Origin of the sequence: Sphingobacterium sp. ML3W (assembly GCF_029542085.1) — a bacterium.
GTDB lineage: Bacteria > Bacteroidota > Bacteroidia > Sphingobacteriales > Sphingobacteriaceae > Sphingobacterium.
On sequence record NZ_CP107036.1, the window covers coordinates 5,801,497 to 5,817,152 of the forward strand.

General features: G+C 39.4%; 14 protein-coding genes. 4 read left to right on the forward strand and 10 right to left on the reverse strand.

Going from position 1 to position 15,656, the window contains the following annotated elements; translation table 11 throughout:
• Positions 1-282 precede the first annotated feature (282 nt).
• Positions 283-540 (forward strand): outer membrane beta-barrel protein, encoded by a 258-nt coding sequence (locus OGI71_RS24010; protein ID WP_282252509.1) that lies wholly within the window; start codon positions 283-285, stop codon positions 538-540.
• A gap of 73 nt (positions 541-613) precedes the next feature.
• On the opposite strand, the gene rpsJ is transcribed toward OGI71_RS24010, so the two are convergent.
• The 4 genes from rpsJ to rpsL all read right to left on the reverse strand — a co-directional run bounded on the left by rpsJ (position 614) and on the right by rpsL (position 4,205).
• Complete coding sequence (gene rpsJ / locus OGI71_RS24015; protein ID WP_028070501.1) at positions 614-919, reverse strand: 30S ribosomal protein S10; 306 nt, start codon at positions 917-919, stop codon at positions 614-616.
• A gap of 128 nt (positions 920-1,047) precedes the next feature.
• Positions 1,048-3,171: an elongation factor G gene (gene fusA / locus OGI71_RS24020; protein ID WP_223580996.1), complete on the reverse strand. Its 2,124-nt coding sequence runs from the start codon at positions 3,169-3,171 to the stop codon at positions 1,048-1,050.
• A gap of 133 nt (positions 3,172-3,304) precedes the next feature.
• A complete protein-coding gene (gene rpsG / locus OGI71_RS24025) occupies positions 3,305-3,772 on the reverse strand; it encodes a 30S ribosomal protein S7 (RefSeq protein WP_046671863.1) in 468 nt (155 codons plus the stop codon).
• Between the two features lie 19 nt (positions 3,773-3,791).
• A complete protein-coding gene (gene rpsL / locus OGI71_RS24030) occupies positions 3,792-4,205 on the reverse strand; it encodes a 30S ribosomal protein S12 (RefSeq protein ID WP_073405808.1) in 414 nt (137 codons plus the stop codon).
• A gap of 858 nt (positions 4,206-5,063) precedes the next feature.
• Between rpsL and OGI71_RS24035 the strand changes: the two genes are divergently transcribed.
• Positions 5,064-5,528 carry a hypothetical protein gene (locus OGI71_RS24035; RefSeq protein ID WP_282252543.1) on the forward strand — a complete coding sequence of 155 codons (465 nt, stop codon included), beginning with the start codon at positions 5,064-5,066 and terminating at the stop codon, positions 5,526-5,528.
• A gap of 505 nt (positions 5,529-6,033) precedes the next feature.
• Entirely contained in the window at positions 6,034-7,620 is a 1,587-nt protein-coding gene (locus OGI71_RS24040) for a hypothetical protein (protein WP_282252544.1), read from the forward strand.
• Positions 7,621-7,730: 110 nt separating this feature from the next.
• Here the strand turns inward: OGI71_RS24040 and OGI71_RS24045 are convergent, their stop codons facing one another.
• The 4 genes from OGI71_RS24045 to fsa form a co-directional block, all read right to left on the reverse strand.
• A complete protein-coding gene (locus OGI71_RS24045) occupies positions 7,731-8,948 on the reverse strand; it encodes an IS256 family transposase (protein ID WP_282252545.1) in 1,218 nt (405 codons plus the stop codon).
• Entirely contained in the window at positions 8,949-11,081 is a 2,133-nt protein-coding gene (rnr, locus tag OGI71_RS24050; protein ID WP_282252547.1) for a ribonuclease R, read from the reverse strand. It lies immediately after the preceding gene.
• Positions 11,082-11,341: 260 nt separating this feature from the next.
• Positions 11,342-11,770, reverse strand: a complete 429-nt coding sequence (locus OGI71_RS24055; protein ID WP_120262141.1) for a transcriptional repressor — start codon at positions 11,768-11,770, stop codon at positions 11,342-11,344.
• A gap of 130 nt (positions 11,771-11,900) precedes the next feature.
• Complete coding sequence (gene fsa / locus OGI71_RS24060; protein WP_120262140.1) at positions 11,901-12,560, reverse strand: fructose-6-phosphate aldolase; 660 nt, start codon at positions 12,558-12,560, stop codon at positions 11,901-11,903.
• A 179-nt stretch (positions 12,561-12,739) separates the two neighbouring features.
• Between fsa and OGI71_RS24065 the strand changes: the two genes are divergently transcribed.
• Positions 12,740-13,960, forward strand: a complete 1,221-nt coding sequence (locus OGI71_RS24065) for an MFS transporter (RefSeq protein ID WP_282252550.1) — start codon at positions 12,740-12,742, stop codon at positions 13,958-13,960.
• A 52-nt stretch (positions 13,961-14,012) separates the two neighbouring features.
• On the opposite strand, the gene OGI71_RS24070 is transcribed toward OGI71_RS24065, so the two are convergent.
• Both OGI71_RS24070 and OGI71_RS24075 read right to left on the reverse strand, forming a co-directional pair.
• The gene (locus tag OGI71_RS24070) at positions 14,013-14,468 is read right to left on the reverse strand and encodes a retropepsin-like aspartic protease (protein ID WP_282252552.1); all 456 of its coding nucleotides are present in this window, start codon (positions 14,466-14,468) and stop codon (positions 14,013-14,015) included.
• 128 nt (positions 14,469-14,596) lie between these two features.
• A complete protein-coding gene (locus OGI71_RS24075) occupies positions 14,597-15,535 on the reverse strand; it encodes a malate dehydrogenase (protein ID WP_120262138.1) in 939 nt (312 codons plus the stop codon).
• Positions 15,536-15,656: the final 121 nt, after the last annotated feature.

Sequence of the window (15,656 nt, forward strand, 5' to 3'; positions counted from 1 at the left end):
CCCACTTGTGGTCTACTATTGGCCTACAATCACCTTACTGTAGTAAGTCAATAGTAGGAAAACTGTAGGCCAATAGCAGGTGAAACTTAGAAGGATGTTAGGAAATAATAGGAAGAACGTGCTTATTTAATCGTATAGTACTTGGTTTAAATTTCTGGACAAAAAAATATTTTCGATATGGCTATGTAATTTCTTCTGTCGGGGCAGTTCAAACATATCTCTACGCTGTACAAAATTACTGATAAATCTGTCTTCCTTATTGTTAAGAAATTCTGGATTTAATTGCGCTTAGGTGCGGGGCCCTATGCTGGTGTCGGTATACATGCTAAAGCCACTCGGGGTAATGAAAGTGATAGTTTTAGCGACGCCGGTCTTAAAACCTTTGATGCTGGTTTAAACTTTCTCGCTGGGTTCAAATTAACAAACGGTTTCTTGATTAATGGAGGATATGGTCTAGGATTGACAAATATAGTGAAAGGAGCTGAGGATGGTTCTGCCAAAAACCGCGTATTCTCAGTCGGTGTTGGTTACCGGTTCTAAGTAAAAAGTATAACAAACGAAAAAAGGGCTTTTCTTACGAAAGGCCCTTTTTGTTTTCAGTGACTGAAATCTATCACACTTTGATTTCTACTTCAACACCTGAAGGTAATTCAAGTTTCATCAATGCGTCAACAGTTTTAGCGTTTGATGAATAGATATCCAACAATCTTTTGTAAGCACACAATTGGAATTGCTCACGTGCTTTTTTGTTAACGTGTGGCGAACGTAATACCGTGTAGATTTTTTTCTCAGTAGGCAATGGAATAGGACCACTAACAACTGCACCTGTAGGTTTTACTGTTTTTACGATTTTTTCAGCTGACTTGTCAACCAAATTGTAATCGTAAGATTTCAATTTAATTCTGATTCTTTGGCTCATTTTTATTTATTTAAAATGATTGCTAATTAGAGCTATTCACAACTAGCAACCGGTGTGTATTTTTTGATTAAAGAACAAAGATAAAAGCTTGTAGTCTTTCATCTTTGTTCCTTTATTTTTGAGTTCTATTATTCTACAGAACCTTTGATTTTACCTTTTGATTTTGCAATCACGTCATCAGCAACGTTACGAGGAGCTTCAGCAAAGTGATCAAATTCCATTGTAGATGTTGCACGACCTGAAGTGATTGTACGTAATTGAGTTACGTAACCGAACATTTCAGAAAGTGGAACCAATGCTTTGATTACTTGTGCACCGTTACGTGAATCCAAACCTTGCATTTGACCACGACGACGGTTTAAGTCACCCATTACATCACCCATGTTTTCTTCTGGTGTTAAAACCTCTATTTTCATAATTGGTTCCATTAACACAGGAGAACATTTAGGCAATCCTTCACGGTATGCTTGACGAGCAGCTAATTCGAAAGACAATGAATCTGAATCGACAGCGTGGAATGAACCATCAATCAAACGAACTTTCATTCCTGATAATGGGAATCCTGCTAATACACCATTTTTCATTGAAGTTTCAAATCCTTTTTGAACAGATGGGATAAATTCTTTAGGAATTTTACCACCCACGATTTCATTCACGAATTGAAGCGGTGATTTAGTTAAATCGAAATCCTCGTCTGCTGGAGAAATAACAACTTTAATGTCCGCGAATTTACCACGACCACCTGATTGTTTTTTGAATACCTCACGGTGCTCAGTAGTACCGTTGATAGACTCTTTGTATGATACTTGAGGAGCACCTTGGTTAACCTCAACTTTGAATTCACGTTTCAAACGGTCGATCAAGATCTCTAAGTGAAGCTCACCCATACCAGAGATAACTGTTTGACCAGTTTCTTCGTCAGTTTTAACAACGAATGTAGGATCTTCTTCAGCTAATTTACCAAGACCAATACCTAATCTATCTACGTCAGCTTGAGTTTTAGGCTCAATCGCTAAACCAATTACTGGCTCAGGGAAAGTCATAGACTCTAATACAATAGGTGCTTTTTCGTCACAAAGTGTATCACCAGTTTTGATGTCTTTGAAACCTACAACTGCACCGATATCACCAGCCTCAATAAAAGGAATAGGGTTTTGTTTGTTCGCGTGCATTTGGAAGATACGAGAGATACGCTCTTTGTTTCCTGAACGAGTGTTCAATACATAAGAACCAGCATCTAACTTACCAGAATAAGCACGGATGAAACACAAACGACCTACGAATGGGTCAGTCGCAATTTTGAAACCTAAAGCTGCGAAAGGCTCGTTAACAGATGGTTTACGCTCGATTTCTTCGCCAGTGTCAGGGTTAGTACCTTTTACAGCCTCTACATCAAGAGGTGAAGGCAATAATTCCATTACTAGATCCAACATGGTTTGAACACCTTTGTTTTTGAAAGATGAACCACATACCATAGGAACGATAGCATTATCTAATACTGCTTTACGTAAAGCATCTAAGATTTCGCGCTCAGTTAATGAATTTGGATCTTCGAAGAATTTCTCCATCAAAGTCTCATCATAACCAGCTACTGCTTCTAATAATTTCTCACGGTATTCAGCAACTTCATCCACCATATCTGCAGGAATAGGAACTTCTGTAAACGTCATACCTTTATCATGCTCATTCCATACGATACCGCGGTTGTTAATTAAATCAACAACACCAGTGAATGTATCTTCAGCGCCGATAGGTAATTGTAAAGCGACAGCGTCAGAACCTAACATTGATTTTACTTGACCAACAACTTTCAAGAAGTCAGCTCCTGAACGGTCCATTTTATTAACGAAACCGATACGTGGAACCTTATAGTTATCCGCCAATCTCCAGTTAGTCTCTGATTGAGGCTCAACACCATCAACCGCAGAGAATAAGAATACTAATCCGTCTAATACACGTAATGAACGGTTTACCTCAACCGTGAAATCCACGTGTCCAGGTGTATCGATTACGTTTACTTGGTATTTATTACCACGGTATTGCCAGAAAACTGTAGTAGCAGCAGAAGTGATTGTAATCCCGCGCTCAGCCTCTTGCTCCATCCAGTCCATTGTTGAAGCACCTTCGTGAACTTCACCAATTTTATGGTTTACACCTGAGTAGTAAAGGATACGCTCAGTTGTTGTAGTTTTACCAGCATCGATGTGAGCAGCGATACCGATATTTCTAGTGAATTTTAAATCTCTTGCCATAATATTTTTAAGCAGCTGGCCTTATGGGCCTTATGTGTTTAAATGTAATGTTAAATAAGTACACCGACCTTGATAAAAGATTGTTCGTTTATCGGAGGTCGGTGTAATCATATTTTTTTGAATGTCTTCAAAATTAGAATCTGAAGTGTGAGAACGCTTTGTTAGCTTCCGCCATTTTGTGCGTATCTTCTTTCTTCTTAACAGCAGCACCTTCACCTTTAGAAGCTGAAATGATTTCTCCTGCTAATTTTTCAAACATTGTTTTTTCACCACGTTTGCGAGCGTATGAAATTAACCATTTCATACCCAAAGCGATTTTACGGTCTGGACGAACTTCCATAGGAACTTGGAAGTTAGCACCACCTACACGACGTGATTTAACTTCAACAGCAGGCATAACGTTGTTCAAAGCTTTTTTCCAAGCTTCTAAACCGCTTTCTTGTGTTTTTTGTTCTACTAATTCTACTGCATCGTAAAAAATAGAATAAGCGATAGATTTTTTACCATCTACCATCATATTGTTTACGAAACGTGTTACCTGAACGTCGTTAAACTTTGGATCAGGTAAAATGATTCTCTTTTTCGGTTTTGATTTTCTCATTTTTCTTTCCTCCGTTTAATTATTTCTTTTTACCTTTTGTTGGAGCTGCAGCTACTTGTCCTGGTTTAGGACGCTTAGTTCCGTATTTAGAACGACGTTGGTTACGACCTGCTACACCTGAAGTATCTAATGCACCACGGATGATGTGGTAACGCACACCTGGTAAATCCTTAACACGACCACCACGGATCAATACGATCGAGTGCTCTTGTAAGTTGTGACCTTCTCCAGGGATGTAAGCGTTGACCTCTTTACCGTTTGTTAAACGTACACGAGCTACTTTACGCATTGCTGAGTTTGGTTTTTTAGGGGTAGTAGTATATACACGTGTACATACACCTCTTCGCTGTGGACATGAGTCCAACGCTGGTGACTTACTCTTATCAACCAGAGCTACTCTACCTTTTCTAACTAATTGTTGAATAGTAGGCATTTACCTGTTTTTGTTTATAAATTTGATACCTAAATTATTTTAAGTTCGCAAAGATACTGATTTCGTTTTGAATATTAAATAGTTAGTATATAAAATTTAGATTATTTTTTCGAAATGGAAGCTCTCTTTTCCCTGGAGCGAAGCCATTTTCCCAGGTGGGCTAACAAGTTCGCGCTCCTTCTTCTGTATATTCTCCTAGGTCTAGATGATTTAGTCGGTGGGATTTTTCGTTTACTCACCTGTCGAAATCATTTCGACACACGACTAAGTCATTTTTCCCTGCAACGAAATAGTTTTGTCGGGCGTCGGAATGATTTATTCATCCATCTGTTTCGTTTTCTCCATGGTTTAGATGATTTCGCCGAGTGGAATTTTCATTTCCCCACATGGAAAAATGACTCCGACACTGGTTTGGCTCATTCCGACATGGCGCAGAATCGATATTTTACTCGGCGAAATGGAGTAAACACAGTGCGGAATGTTTCCTTTTCTGAGATAGCGTAATAATATGTGAGATTTGCTGTGATAATAATGGTGCCCCTCGTTTAGTGCTTGTACAATCCGATATTGCGCTTACAAGTTTAACAGCTGCTACTGGTTAATATTATGTTGTCAAATAAGGACAATAATAATGACGTTGTTTAGCCTTGGAGCGGAAAAAAACGAGATTTTATGTTTGACTCATAAAAATCTTTATTGTCTTGAATATTAGTTGCTCTGTGTTTTTCTGTAAAAATATTCTTCTACTGGTTTCTGAGTATATTTTATCTTTTTGCATGTTTATGCTTCTTTTTGGCAAGACGTTTGTAAAACACGGACGGATAATTAACAGTAAAAACAAATTAAAATATGCAAATTATGAAAATCAAATCGATGTATTTAATGGTATTAACGCTTGTGACGCTTGCGTTTGTGGGATGTTCGAAGGATGATGATAACACGGTGCCAACAGAGAATAAAGGCGCTCTTAAAGTTACAGTAACAACTTCTTCATCTTTTAGTGTTGACGGTGGAGAGGTGTCTGTATCTTGTGGGTCTATGGGTAGCAATGCAAAGCCACAAACATGGACTGTTAATGGAGCTGCGGGGACAGCTGGTCAAGTTTTATATTCAGTCGAAAAAGAGTATTTTCAAGCAGGTAAAACTGCTGTTTTGGAATCGCCAGCCAATTATTTGACCGCTAGTGTAAATATTTCTGCATTTTCAATTAAGCAACCATTCACACTTACATACAAAGTTGAACAAGGTGGTAAAGTAATTGTTGAGAAATCTCAAGAGATTAAATCTGGAGTCACTCCTATCTCAGTCTCATTAACATATTAGTAAAATGGGATATTTGAGATGTGTCTGTAAAAACTGAGCAGTCATAATTTCTGAGATAGTACAAGCTTCTATTTTCTGCAATCGTTGCATTATCTATAGTTAAGTTGTATAGATTATATCTCAAAAAAATCTTAAAAAAAAGAGCGTCTATTTTGAAAATTAACGCTCTTTTTTATTTTACGACAACAACTTAGAATCTATTACCGTTTATCCAGATCGACTTTCTTCATGCAGATCTGAACCCACATCACCCAGTTGGAATTTCTTTTTCTTCCGCTGGCCAATGATCGCATAGCTAGGTATTCAGCCTGTTTGTATTTGATGGATACATGTCATTATACCCAAATTCTAGACTTATTATAATAAATCATATTAGGATCAATCTACTGGTTTTTGAGTATTTTGGATATTTTCTTGTTTTATTTTTCCCTTTAAAGGGAAATTTCATATATTGAATAAAGATTTTTTAGTGAAAAGAATAAATTAAAATGTTTAAAAGAAAATTATGAAAAGAAAATTTATTGCAATCGCTGTGTTTTCGATCTGTTTGCAGTCTTGTGTAAAGGACGAAATAAAATCGTCTAAAATCGATCAAGTAGAGAGTTTTGCTAATGAAAATTTAGCTAAGGAGAAATTCGCTATTATTTTGTCTAAGGCGATTAGTTCAAATCAGTCAATGAGAAACTTTATTCAAGAAGAGGCCCTTAAAATGATGGATAACGATTATGATGTTTTCTATCCATTTATAAAGGATGAAATTTTGGATAATAATTTGAGTTTTCGGGATAACTTATTAAAAGTTACAGATCAAGAAACATTAAATAGGGTTGAAGGTCAGTTACCTTTGCTAACGATTTACGTGCCTACTCTTCCTAGTGGTTTTTCTCCTGAAACTTGGAGTCCTAAGGATGAAATTCCAGCTGTAGTTGCGGAAGGAAATTATAAAAATAATGAGCTGGCATTTTTTCAGAATGGCGAAGAGAAAATAAAGATAAAAGCTAACCAAATACCGGGTTTTCCAACTCTGGTCGTAAAAAGTAATGAGAGGATCGCGGTAAAGAATAAAGGGTTGTTAGCAAGTTCTGGATCCGGTCGAAATGTTAAAGGTAACTATCAATTTATATCCAGTGAATTCGAAAATAAAGAGATCGGGAGTGGAGTAACTAAAGGAGCTAATAAAAGAGATTTGAATATTTCAAAAAAAGCCAGTTCCACTTCATTGTCTGGTGTGAATTGGGGAGAACATAAGACAATAATTGAGCTAAATTTAATGGAGATTTCAAAAGCGGGTATAAGTGATGCTGTAACTGCGTTTGAAACTTTCAAATGGAAACCCGATGAAGCTTGGCAAAGAGATTACGTTTATTATAATCTTTTGCCTGCATCTTATCCACCAGCGCCTAATGCTGGACAGTTCAATAAGAGAGCCCAGTTTAAGGAGTTTATTCATTATATTTCTATCTCTGAATCAGGTTTTAATTTAATGACAAATACAAATTCTGATCCCGACGATCCAATTTTATCTCCATCAAAAGCTCTTTCTCCTAATTTTTGGTCGGATGGTTATTTTGAAATAAGATTTGACGTAATATCCAATGCTAAAGATGGCGTGGGGGAGCGTTTTACGGATATTAGATCTGTAAAACCACAAGATTTATTCGATATAGAATACAGCTCAACATCTGGAGGCTTAATTTATGTGGTTAATAAAATAGTCCCGAAATTTGCCAAAGTAGATGTTCCATTGCAAGCATGGGATCTAGCGAATTTAACTTATGGATGGAAAATTTCGGTTTCGGAACTCGATCAAGCCAGTACATCTACTGTAAGTACCACGAATACTTCAAAATTCGCAACTAATTTTGGCCTTGATAAAACGAAAATTGGTTTAAAGTTTGGAGCAAGTGTTGAAATAAGTTCTTCCAAAACACATACATATACCGTTCAGAATGTGACCGATGAATTGGGGGATATATTGGTCCATTTTGGAGATAAAATTGTAAAAGACGAAGGAATGAACGCAAGTTATATCTTTAATACAGCATACAATTCAAATATTTCTATGTTAATAGCTCCAAAGAAAATAGAATAAAAAGAAAGTGTCAATGCTAAAATTGTACAAGAAGGACCAATTTTATTACAGTTGGTTGGGACTGTCCCACTAGGTGTGTAAATAGAAAATGCGGAGTTCAGTTATGTTCCTTATAACTGGACTCTTTTTTCAAATAAAGTTAAGAACTGATTTATGATAATGCCCCAATTATGAATAGGCATAGTCCACTTTTTAGAGATTTCTCTCAAAGCCAAATATACAGATTTCAGTACGGCATCATCGCTGGGAAATGACAGTTTATTCTTTGTGTATTTATGGATCTTCCCATTCATGTTTTCGATGATATTGGTCGTATAGATAATTCTGCGGATCTCAAGTGGAAAGTCGTAAAAGACGGTCAGTTCGTCCCAGTTCTCCCTCCATGATCTTACAGCATAAGGATATTTGGATTCCCATCTATCGGCAAAATCAGCCAGCGCGGCCTGTGCAGCCTGTTTATTGGGGGTATCATAGATAGGCTTCATATCCGCTGTAAAGGCCTTTTTATCCTTCCATACAACATATCTGCACGCATTTCTGATCTGATGGACGACACAGACCTGGGTACTACACTCAGGAAAAACACTCCGTATAGTAGGGGAGAAACCATTGAGATTATCGGTCGCTGTAATCAGCATATCCTCTACGCCCCGGGATTTCAGGTCTGTCAGGATTCCCATCCAAAAACTGGCACTTTCATTCTTGCCCAGCCACATACCCAGAACTTCTTTATAGCCATCCCTGTTCAGGCCCACGGCAAGATAAATGGTCTTATTGACTACTTTGGAGTTCTCCCTGACCTTAAAAACAATACCATCCATCCAGACAATCAGATATACGTTGTCCAGCGGGCGGTTTTGCCAGGCGATCACATCACACGCCACACGGTCGGTAATCCGGAAAATCGTCGATTCAGAAAGGTCAAATCCATACACATCCCGCATCATATTTTCTATATCCGAAACACTCATGCCTTTGGCATACAGCGAAACGATCACGTTCTCAACTCCATCAATCATGTTTTTGCGTTTAGGAACAATGATCGGATTGAATGAACCATCGCGATCTCGGGGAACCTGAATTTCCAGATCTCCCTGATCTCCACGGACTTTTTTGCTCGTATGTCCATTGCGGGAATTGCCCTGACCACTGCGCTCATGCTTTTCATAGCCAAGGTGGCTGTCCATTTCTCCTTCAAGCATTTGCGATACTGCACGTGCCTGTAACTCGCGGAAAAACGATTGCAGCTCCAAGCCGTCCTTAGAACTCTTTAATAACTCTTTGTCAATCATACTCTTATAAAGTGTCGATTGGTCCTTCTTGTACAATTATGACAACAACGTAAAATCTATCTGCCTCTTATCCAGATCCACTTTCTTCACGCGGATTTGAACCTCATCACCCAGCTGGAATTTCTTTTTCTTCCGCTGGCCAATAATCGCATAGTTCTTCTCATCCAGTACATAGAAATCATCCGTGATATCACGCAAGCGTACCATACCCTCACACTTGTTCTCCTGAATCTCCACATACATGCCCCATTCGGTCACACCCGATACAATACCCGTGTATTCGGTACCAATTTGGTCTTGTAGGAATTCCGCCTGTTTGTATTTAATAGATGCACGTTCAGCTTCAGCTGCCTTTTTCTCCATTTGTGAAGAGTGCTCCGACATTTTCTCGTAGTGCTCGGCATTGACTTTTGTACCACCATCCAGGTAGAACTGCAAAAGACGGTGTACCATCACATCCGGATATCGACGGATAGGGGAGGTGAAATGGGTATAATAGTCAAATGCCAAGCCATAATGGCTTGTTTTCTTCGTTGTATAGATTGCCTTGGCCATGGAGCGCACCGCCAGGGAGGTCAGCATATTTTGCTCCTTGCTGCCTTCGATCTTCGTCATGATAGCATTGAGGGATTTCGCTGTTTCCTTGTCTGTTTTAATGGTCAATTTGTGGCCAAAACGTGCAGCAAATTGCGAAAATGTAGTCAAAGTCTCAGGGTTCGGAACATCGTGGTAACGGTATACAAATGTTAATTTGTTTTTACCACGGCCTTGCTTACCGATATACTCAGCCACTTTACGGTTGGCCAACAACATAAAGTCTTCGATCAGCTTGTGGGCATCTTTACGTACTTTGGTATATACGCCCGTAGGCTTGCCATTTTCATCCAAGGTGAATTTAACCTCTTCACTTTCAAAGGCAATCGCACCATTTTTAAACTTACGTTCACGAAGGATATAAGCGAGCTCATTTAATTTCAATAGCTCATGGCTGAAATCACCGGATTTCGTCTCAATAACTTCCTGTGCTTCTTCATAGCTAAACCGTCTGTCCGAATGGATAATCGTACGGCCGAACCATTGCTCATGAATAGTCGCTTTTTCATCCATTTCGAATACTGCCGAAAAACAAAGTTTGTCTTCATGTGGGCGTAATGAACATACGCCATTGGACAAACGCTCCGGAAGCATTGGAATGACTCGGTCTACCAAATAGACTGATGTCGCACGGTTAAAAGCTTCTTTATCCAACTCGGTATCTGGAATCACAAAATGCGATACGTCTGCAATATGTACACCGATCTCGTAATTGCCATTCTCCAGCTTTTGGAAAGATATGGCATCGTCAAAATCTTTAGCATCTGCAGGGTCAATCGTAAATGTGGTAACGCCCCTGAAATCACGTCTTTTGGCAATCTCTTCCTTGCTGATTTTCTCCGTGATTTTATTAGCCTCATCTTCTACCTTCTTCGGGAATTCCAATGGGAAGCCGTAGTCTGCCAAGATCGCATTCATCTCGGTGTTGTTTTCACCCTTGACGCCCAAGACATGTTTGACCGTTCCTACCGGATTCTTACTGCCACTTGGCCAGTCAATGATCGAGACCACGACTTTCTCTTTGTCATTGGCACCATTCAGATTGTCCAGTGGAATAAAGATATCGTGCAACATCTTGCGATCATCGGCGATAAAAAATGCGAAATTATTTGAAATGCTGATCGTTCCGGTAAAGTCGGTTTTGGCCCGTTGTAGGATTTCAATAACTTCACCTTCTTTTTTGCGGCCACCTTTTCTTTTCTCAAAAGTGTGTACTTTGACAATATCGCCATGCAGGGCTTGTCTTAGTTTACGCGGCGCAATATAAATATCGTTTTCAAATTCATCCTCAGGAATAATATAGGCGGAACCATCTGCCGTCATATCCACTTTTCCGGTGACATATACTTTAATTTGTTTCAGGTTAAATTTTCCGCGTTCTACTTCTACAAAAAGTCCGCTTCGCACATTTTCCTGTAAAATATCGGCAATGGCAACTTTGGAATCGTTGTCCGTCAGATTCAATTTGGAAGAAACTTGTTTATAGTTGAGTGGCTTGTTTCCTGATTTTTCGAAAATATCGATGATCAGTTGTGTTAATACCTCTTTATAGGGATTATCTTTTCTTGTCTTCATTCGTTTTATTATTTACTCATTCGTATTAGCCACCAAGTCATTTGTATGATCGCTAGTGTGTAAAACAGTGGTTATTAGACCCGCAGGTACAATAAACCAACTCTATGCGCAATCATTCTTCAGTATGATTATGGTGTTGATACAAGGTACAAAAAAAATCAGCATTCACCTGCACAATAGCCGATCCAATCGGAGCGAATCCAATTCTCAAACTATAGACAGATCAAGCGAAAAATTGTTTTGAAGCTCTACGTTGTGATTTATTTTTTACAATGATTACATACACCGAGCGCGTTTACGGCAATCGCCTCCAAACTAAATCCATCGGGGATAGACACTTTTGGCAATGTAATTTCGTCCAGACAATAGACCGAGTTGCATACCCGACAGATGAAATGCACATGTTGGTCATGATGGTCATGTTCGGAGCAGTTGGTGGAACACATGGCATAGGTAGCGGTCCCGTGTAGATCAAAGATCTTATGGATAATACCCTTTTCCTCAAAACTGGCCAATACACGATACAATGTCACACGGTCAATATCCTTACCCAATAATTTCTCCAGTTCCGGCTGGGAAATAGCCGAATCTTTCGTTGAAATAATTTCAAGCACCTTTAACCGGGGTTGGGTGATTTTTAAACTATTTCGTTTCAGAATTTCTGGATATACAGTATTGGATTGTTCCATGGACTTATTCGTTAAATCTTAGATCAGTTACAAAAATACGGAATTTATCCGCATAAGAAAACCGATAAAGTTAAGATTATTGTCATCTTCCCCTTATCGGTTCAAAACCTATACCGAAGTATAGTCTATTTTATTTACCTGCAGCTTTAGCGTGGTCAGCCAAGAATGTCGCTAAACCGCTATCTGTCAATGGGTGTTTTAATAATGCTAACATTGCTGATAATGGACCTGTCATTACATCTGCACCGATTTTAGCACAACCTAAGATGTGTGCACTATGGCGCACAGAAGCTGCTAAGATCTGGGTTGGGTATTGGTAGTTATCGTAGATCAAACGGATATCTTCGATCAATGCCAATCCATCTGTAGAGATATCATCCAAACGGCCAATAAAAGGAGATACATAAGTAGCACCTGCTTTGGCCGCCAATAGCGCTTGACCAGCAGTGAATACCAATGTACAGTTTGTTTTAATGCCTTTTTTGCTGAAATATTTAATTGCTTTCACGCCATCTTTGATCATAGGAACTTTTACCACGATCTTGCTGTCAAGAGCTGCTAATGCTTCTCCTTCTTTGATCATTTCTTCGTAAGTTGTAGAAATAACCTCAGCACTCACGTCGCCGTCAACAATTGCACAGATTGCTTTGTAGTGGTTGATTACGTTCTCATCACCGCTGATACCTTCTTTAGCCATTAAACTTGGATTGGTCGTTACACCGTCTAATACGCCTAAGTCTTGGGCTTCCTTGATTTGCTCTAGGTTCGCTGTGTCAATAAAAAATTTCATTGTGTATGTTATTGAATGATAATTATTTGATTATTTAAATGTTCAAAATAATAGGTGCAAAGTTATTGATTATATTCCAGTATTACACATCTATTTCGATGAATTATAGCATTATTTTTGCAAAATAGAATCTCTTCCCGTTCTTTTTTGTTATACTTTTATAAGTATTATCTTTATATATGCAGGTTTTTAGGTCTCTCCATTATAGAAACTTCCGTTTACATGTAATAGGACAAGCAATTTCCCTAATGGGGACTTGGATGCAGCGGATAGCAATCAGCTGGCTGGTCTATGAACTGACAGGTTCGGTCTTCTGGTTGGGTTTCGTTCAGTTTATTTCCTTATTACCCTCCCTGGTCTTGTCTCCTTTTATCGGAAGTTTTGTTGATAAACATAAGAAGTATAAACTGGTGTTATTGACGCAGATCGGCCTGATGATACAGGCAGGTATGCTTACGTTGCTGGTTTACCTCAAATTGGAGACTGTGCTGTGGCTCTCGGTTCTTGGTCTGATACAAGGGGTCATCAACTCCTTCGATGTGCTCGGTCGACAGTCCTTGATGATGTATCTGGTTGGCGACCGCAAGGATCTGCCCAATGCCATTGCACTCAATTCGACCATCTTTAACGGTGCACGGATGCTGGGACCCGCCATCGGAGGGATCTTACTCAGTACCTATGGTGAATTGGTCTGTTTTGCATTGAATTTTATCAGTTTTGTGCCCGTTATCATTACATTGTTGATGATGAAGGTGGATGAAACCAAAGTGCAACTAAGTAAAGGTAGCAACTGGGAGGGGCTGGTCGAAGGTTTTCGCTACCTCAAACGTTCGCCGCATATCTCTTCCTTGATTATTATCATGACTTTTTCCAGTTTGATCGTCATTCCTTACACCTCACTCTTGCCTGCTATAGCAAAAGAAATGTTTCATGGGGATGAGCGTATATTTTCCTGGTTTGAAAGTGCTGCTGGATTGGGGGCCATGATCGGTGCATTTAACATGGCTCGACTGAAATCGGGAACGAATCTGCGCTATCAGGTGATGGGAGCGGCTGCACTGATGGGGCTAGCGTTGTTATTCCTAGCACATTCAAGTATGTTACAGATGGCTTTAGTCTATGTGATGCTGGTTTCCTTTGCTATGATGATGCAGAACTCCAGTATCAATACCTATATTCAGACACATGCCATACCGATCTATCGGGCACGGGCTATTTCGTATTATGTCATGGCCTTTCAGGGTATATTTCCAATAGGTACACTCATGATTGGTTCCCTCGCAAGTTACTGTGGTCTCCGAACTACCTTATATCTGATGGGTGGACTGGGAATAGTTATTGCGCTGCTCTATTATACCTACCTGCGGATGCATATCCATAAGCGGCTTTTTAAACTGTAGTATTGAGTAGTTAATATTGCGCATTGAGATTTTCGGAGTACCAACCGAGGACTTACTTACTCTTTATTTTTCGGTCCCGCAAGCGTAATGTTTGTTTCGCATAATCAATGACGGCGCCATAGTCGGCAAAAATATCACCCCCTAATACCCCAATGACCGGGTCAAGTTCCATTTGCCCGTAGGCATAATTGATGGAACTAAGGTCCAATACTGCGGTTTTTAATTTATTGATTCGCCATGTGCCGATATGCAGGCTGGGGATTTCCATTGTAAAACTCTCCATGGAGTTGGTGCCGAGACCAGTTGATAGGGTTTCCGATGGTTCCAACAGCAACTGATCTTCCAGAAGATGCGCCATTTGGGTTTTATCAAATACGGTTTTAGATGCTCCCGTATCGATGACCATTTTAAAGCTGCGTTCATATAGTGTTACATCAACGAGAATATGTGTTCCTTGCCCCTGAAGATCTAAGATTTGAAAAGGTACTGTTGTCATATTCCCAAACATAACCAAAAATTTAATTAAAAAAAAAGTTTGGGTAGCCTTATCTTCCTGTGAAAGTAAAATCTTTTTTGCAACATGAAAAAAGGCCGTTATTTAGAATAACAGCCTTTCCTCTCGTTAGTTTATGTTGATTACAATACCTTTATCTCTTTCAATACATTATTCATGGTACGTACGGCATCAGCACTTTTGCTGAATTTTTCCTTATCTTCCTCATCCAGTTGTAATGGAATAATACGGTCCCAGCCTTTTTTGTTAATGACAACCGGAACACCGAGATTAATATCCTCCTGACCAAATTCACCTTCGAGGTAAACAGAAGCGGTAAATAATTTACCTTGATCACGTACAATACTTTCTACCACTGCGGCAGTAGCGGCACCAGGAGCATACCAGGCCGACGTACCGATGAGGCTCGTTAATGTTGCTCCACCTACCATGGTCTTATGGACAATCTCTGCCTGCTCCTCAGCTGTAAGAAAATTACTGACTGGAATGCTGTTCCACGTGGAGTGCTTTATCAGTGGAATCATAGTTGTATCACCGTGGCCACCAATGACAATGGCATTGAGATCTGCGGCCGATGCATTTAATTTTTCACTCAGTTGATATTTGAAGCGTGCTGAATCCAATGTGCCTCCCATTCCGATAATCCTATTTTTAGGCAAACCACTTGATTTGAGCGCGAGGTAGGTCATCGTATCCATTGGGTTGGAGACAATGACAATAATGATATCCGGAGAGTGTTTTACTAAATTCTCTACAACCGATTTGACAATATTTGCATTTGTCCCGATCAATTCCTCGCGGGTCATTCCCGGTTTGCGGGGAATACCCGAGGTGATGACAGCAACAGTAGAGCCCGCGGTGGACAGATAATCATTGGTTACACCTTTGATTTTGGATTCAAAACCCAGTAGGGCTGCGGTTTGAGCCATATCTTGCGCTTTTCCTTCTGCAAATCCTTCCTTGATATCCAATAATACAATCTCCTCGGCGACATTTCGACGGATTAAATTGTCTGCTGTAGTTGCTCCTACAGCTCCAGCACCAACAATAGTTACTTTCATATGTAAATTATTTGTTTGTTTATGGCCATATGGAATATCCAGTCCATTTTCACTAATGCTTGTACTGTTTTTTGACATGGATATTTCATGAGCATTTATGTGGATTAGTAAATAATGCTTG

Coding starts and splice junctions, on each gene's coding strand:
- fsa (WP_120262140.1), bottom strand. CDS start 12,560: ATGAAATTTTTTATTGACACAGCGAACCTAGAGCAAATCAAGGAAGCC.
- rnr (WP_282252547.1), bottom strand. CDS start 11,081: ATGAAGACAAGAAAAGATAATCCCTATAAAGAGGTATTAACACAACTG.
- OGI71_RS24035 (WP_282252543.1), top strand. CDS start 5,064: ATGAAAATCAAATCGATGTATTTAATGGTATTAACGCTTGTGACGCTT.
- rpsG (WP_046671863.1), bottom strand. CDS start 3,772: ATGAGAAAATCAAAACCGAAAAAGAGAATCATTTTACCTGATCCAAAG.
- fusA (WP_223580996.1), bottom strand. CDS start 3,171: ATGGCAAGAGATTTAAAATTCACTAGAAATATCGGTATCGCTGCTCAC.
- OGI71_RS24065 (WP_282252550.1), top strand. CDS start 12,740: ATGCAGGTTTTTAGGTCTCTCCATTATAGAAACTTCCGTTTACATGTA.
- OGI71_RS24055 (WP_120262141.1), bottom strand. CDS start 11,770: ATGGAACAATCCAATACTGTATATCCAGAAATTCTGAAACGAAATAGT.
- OGI71_RS24075 (WP_120262138.1), bottom strand. CDS start 15,535: ATGAAAGTAACTATTGTTGGTGCTGGAGCTGTAGGAGCAACTACAGCA.
- rpsJ (WP_028070501.1), bottom strand. CDS start 919: ATGAGCCAAAGAATCAGAATTAAATTGAAATCTTACGATTACAATTTG.
- rpsL (WP_073405808.1), bottom strand. CDS start 4,205: ATGCCTACTATTCAACAATTAGTTAGAAAAGGTAGAGTAGCTCTGGTT.
- OGI71_RS24040 (WP_282252544.1), top strand. CDS start 6,034: ATGAAAAGAAAATTTATTGCAATCGCTGTGTTTTCGATCTGTTTGCAG.
- OGI71_RS24070 (WP_282252552.1), bottom strand. CDS start 14,468: ATGTTTGGGAATATGACAACAGTACCTTTTCAAATCTTAGATCTTCAG.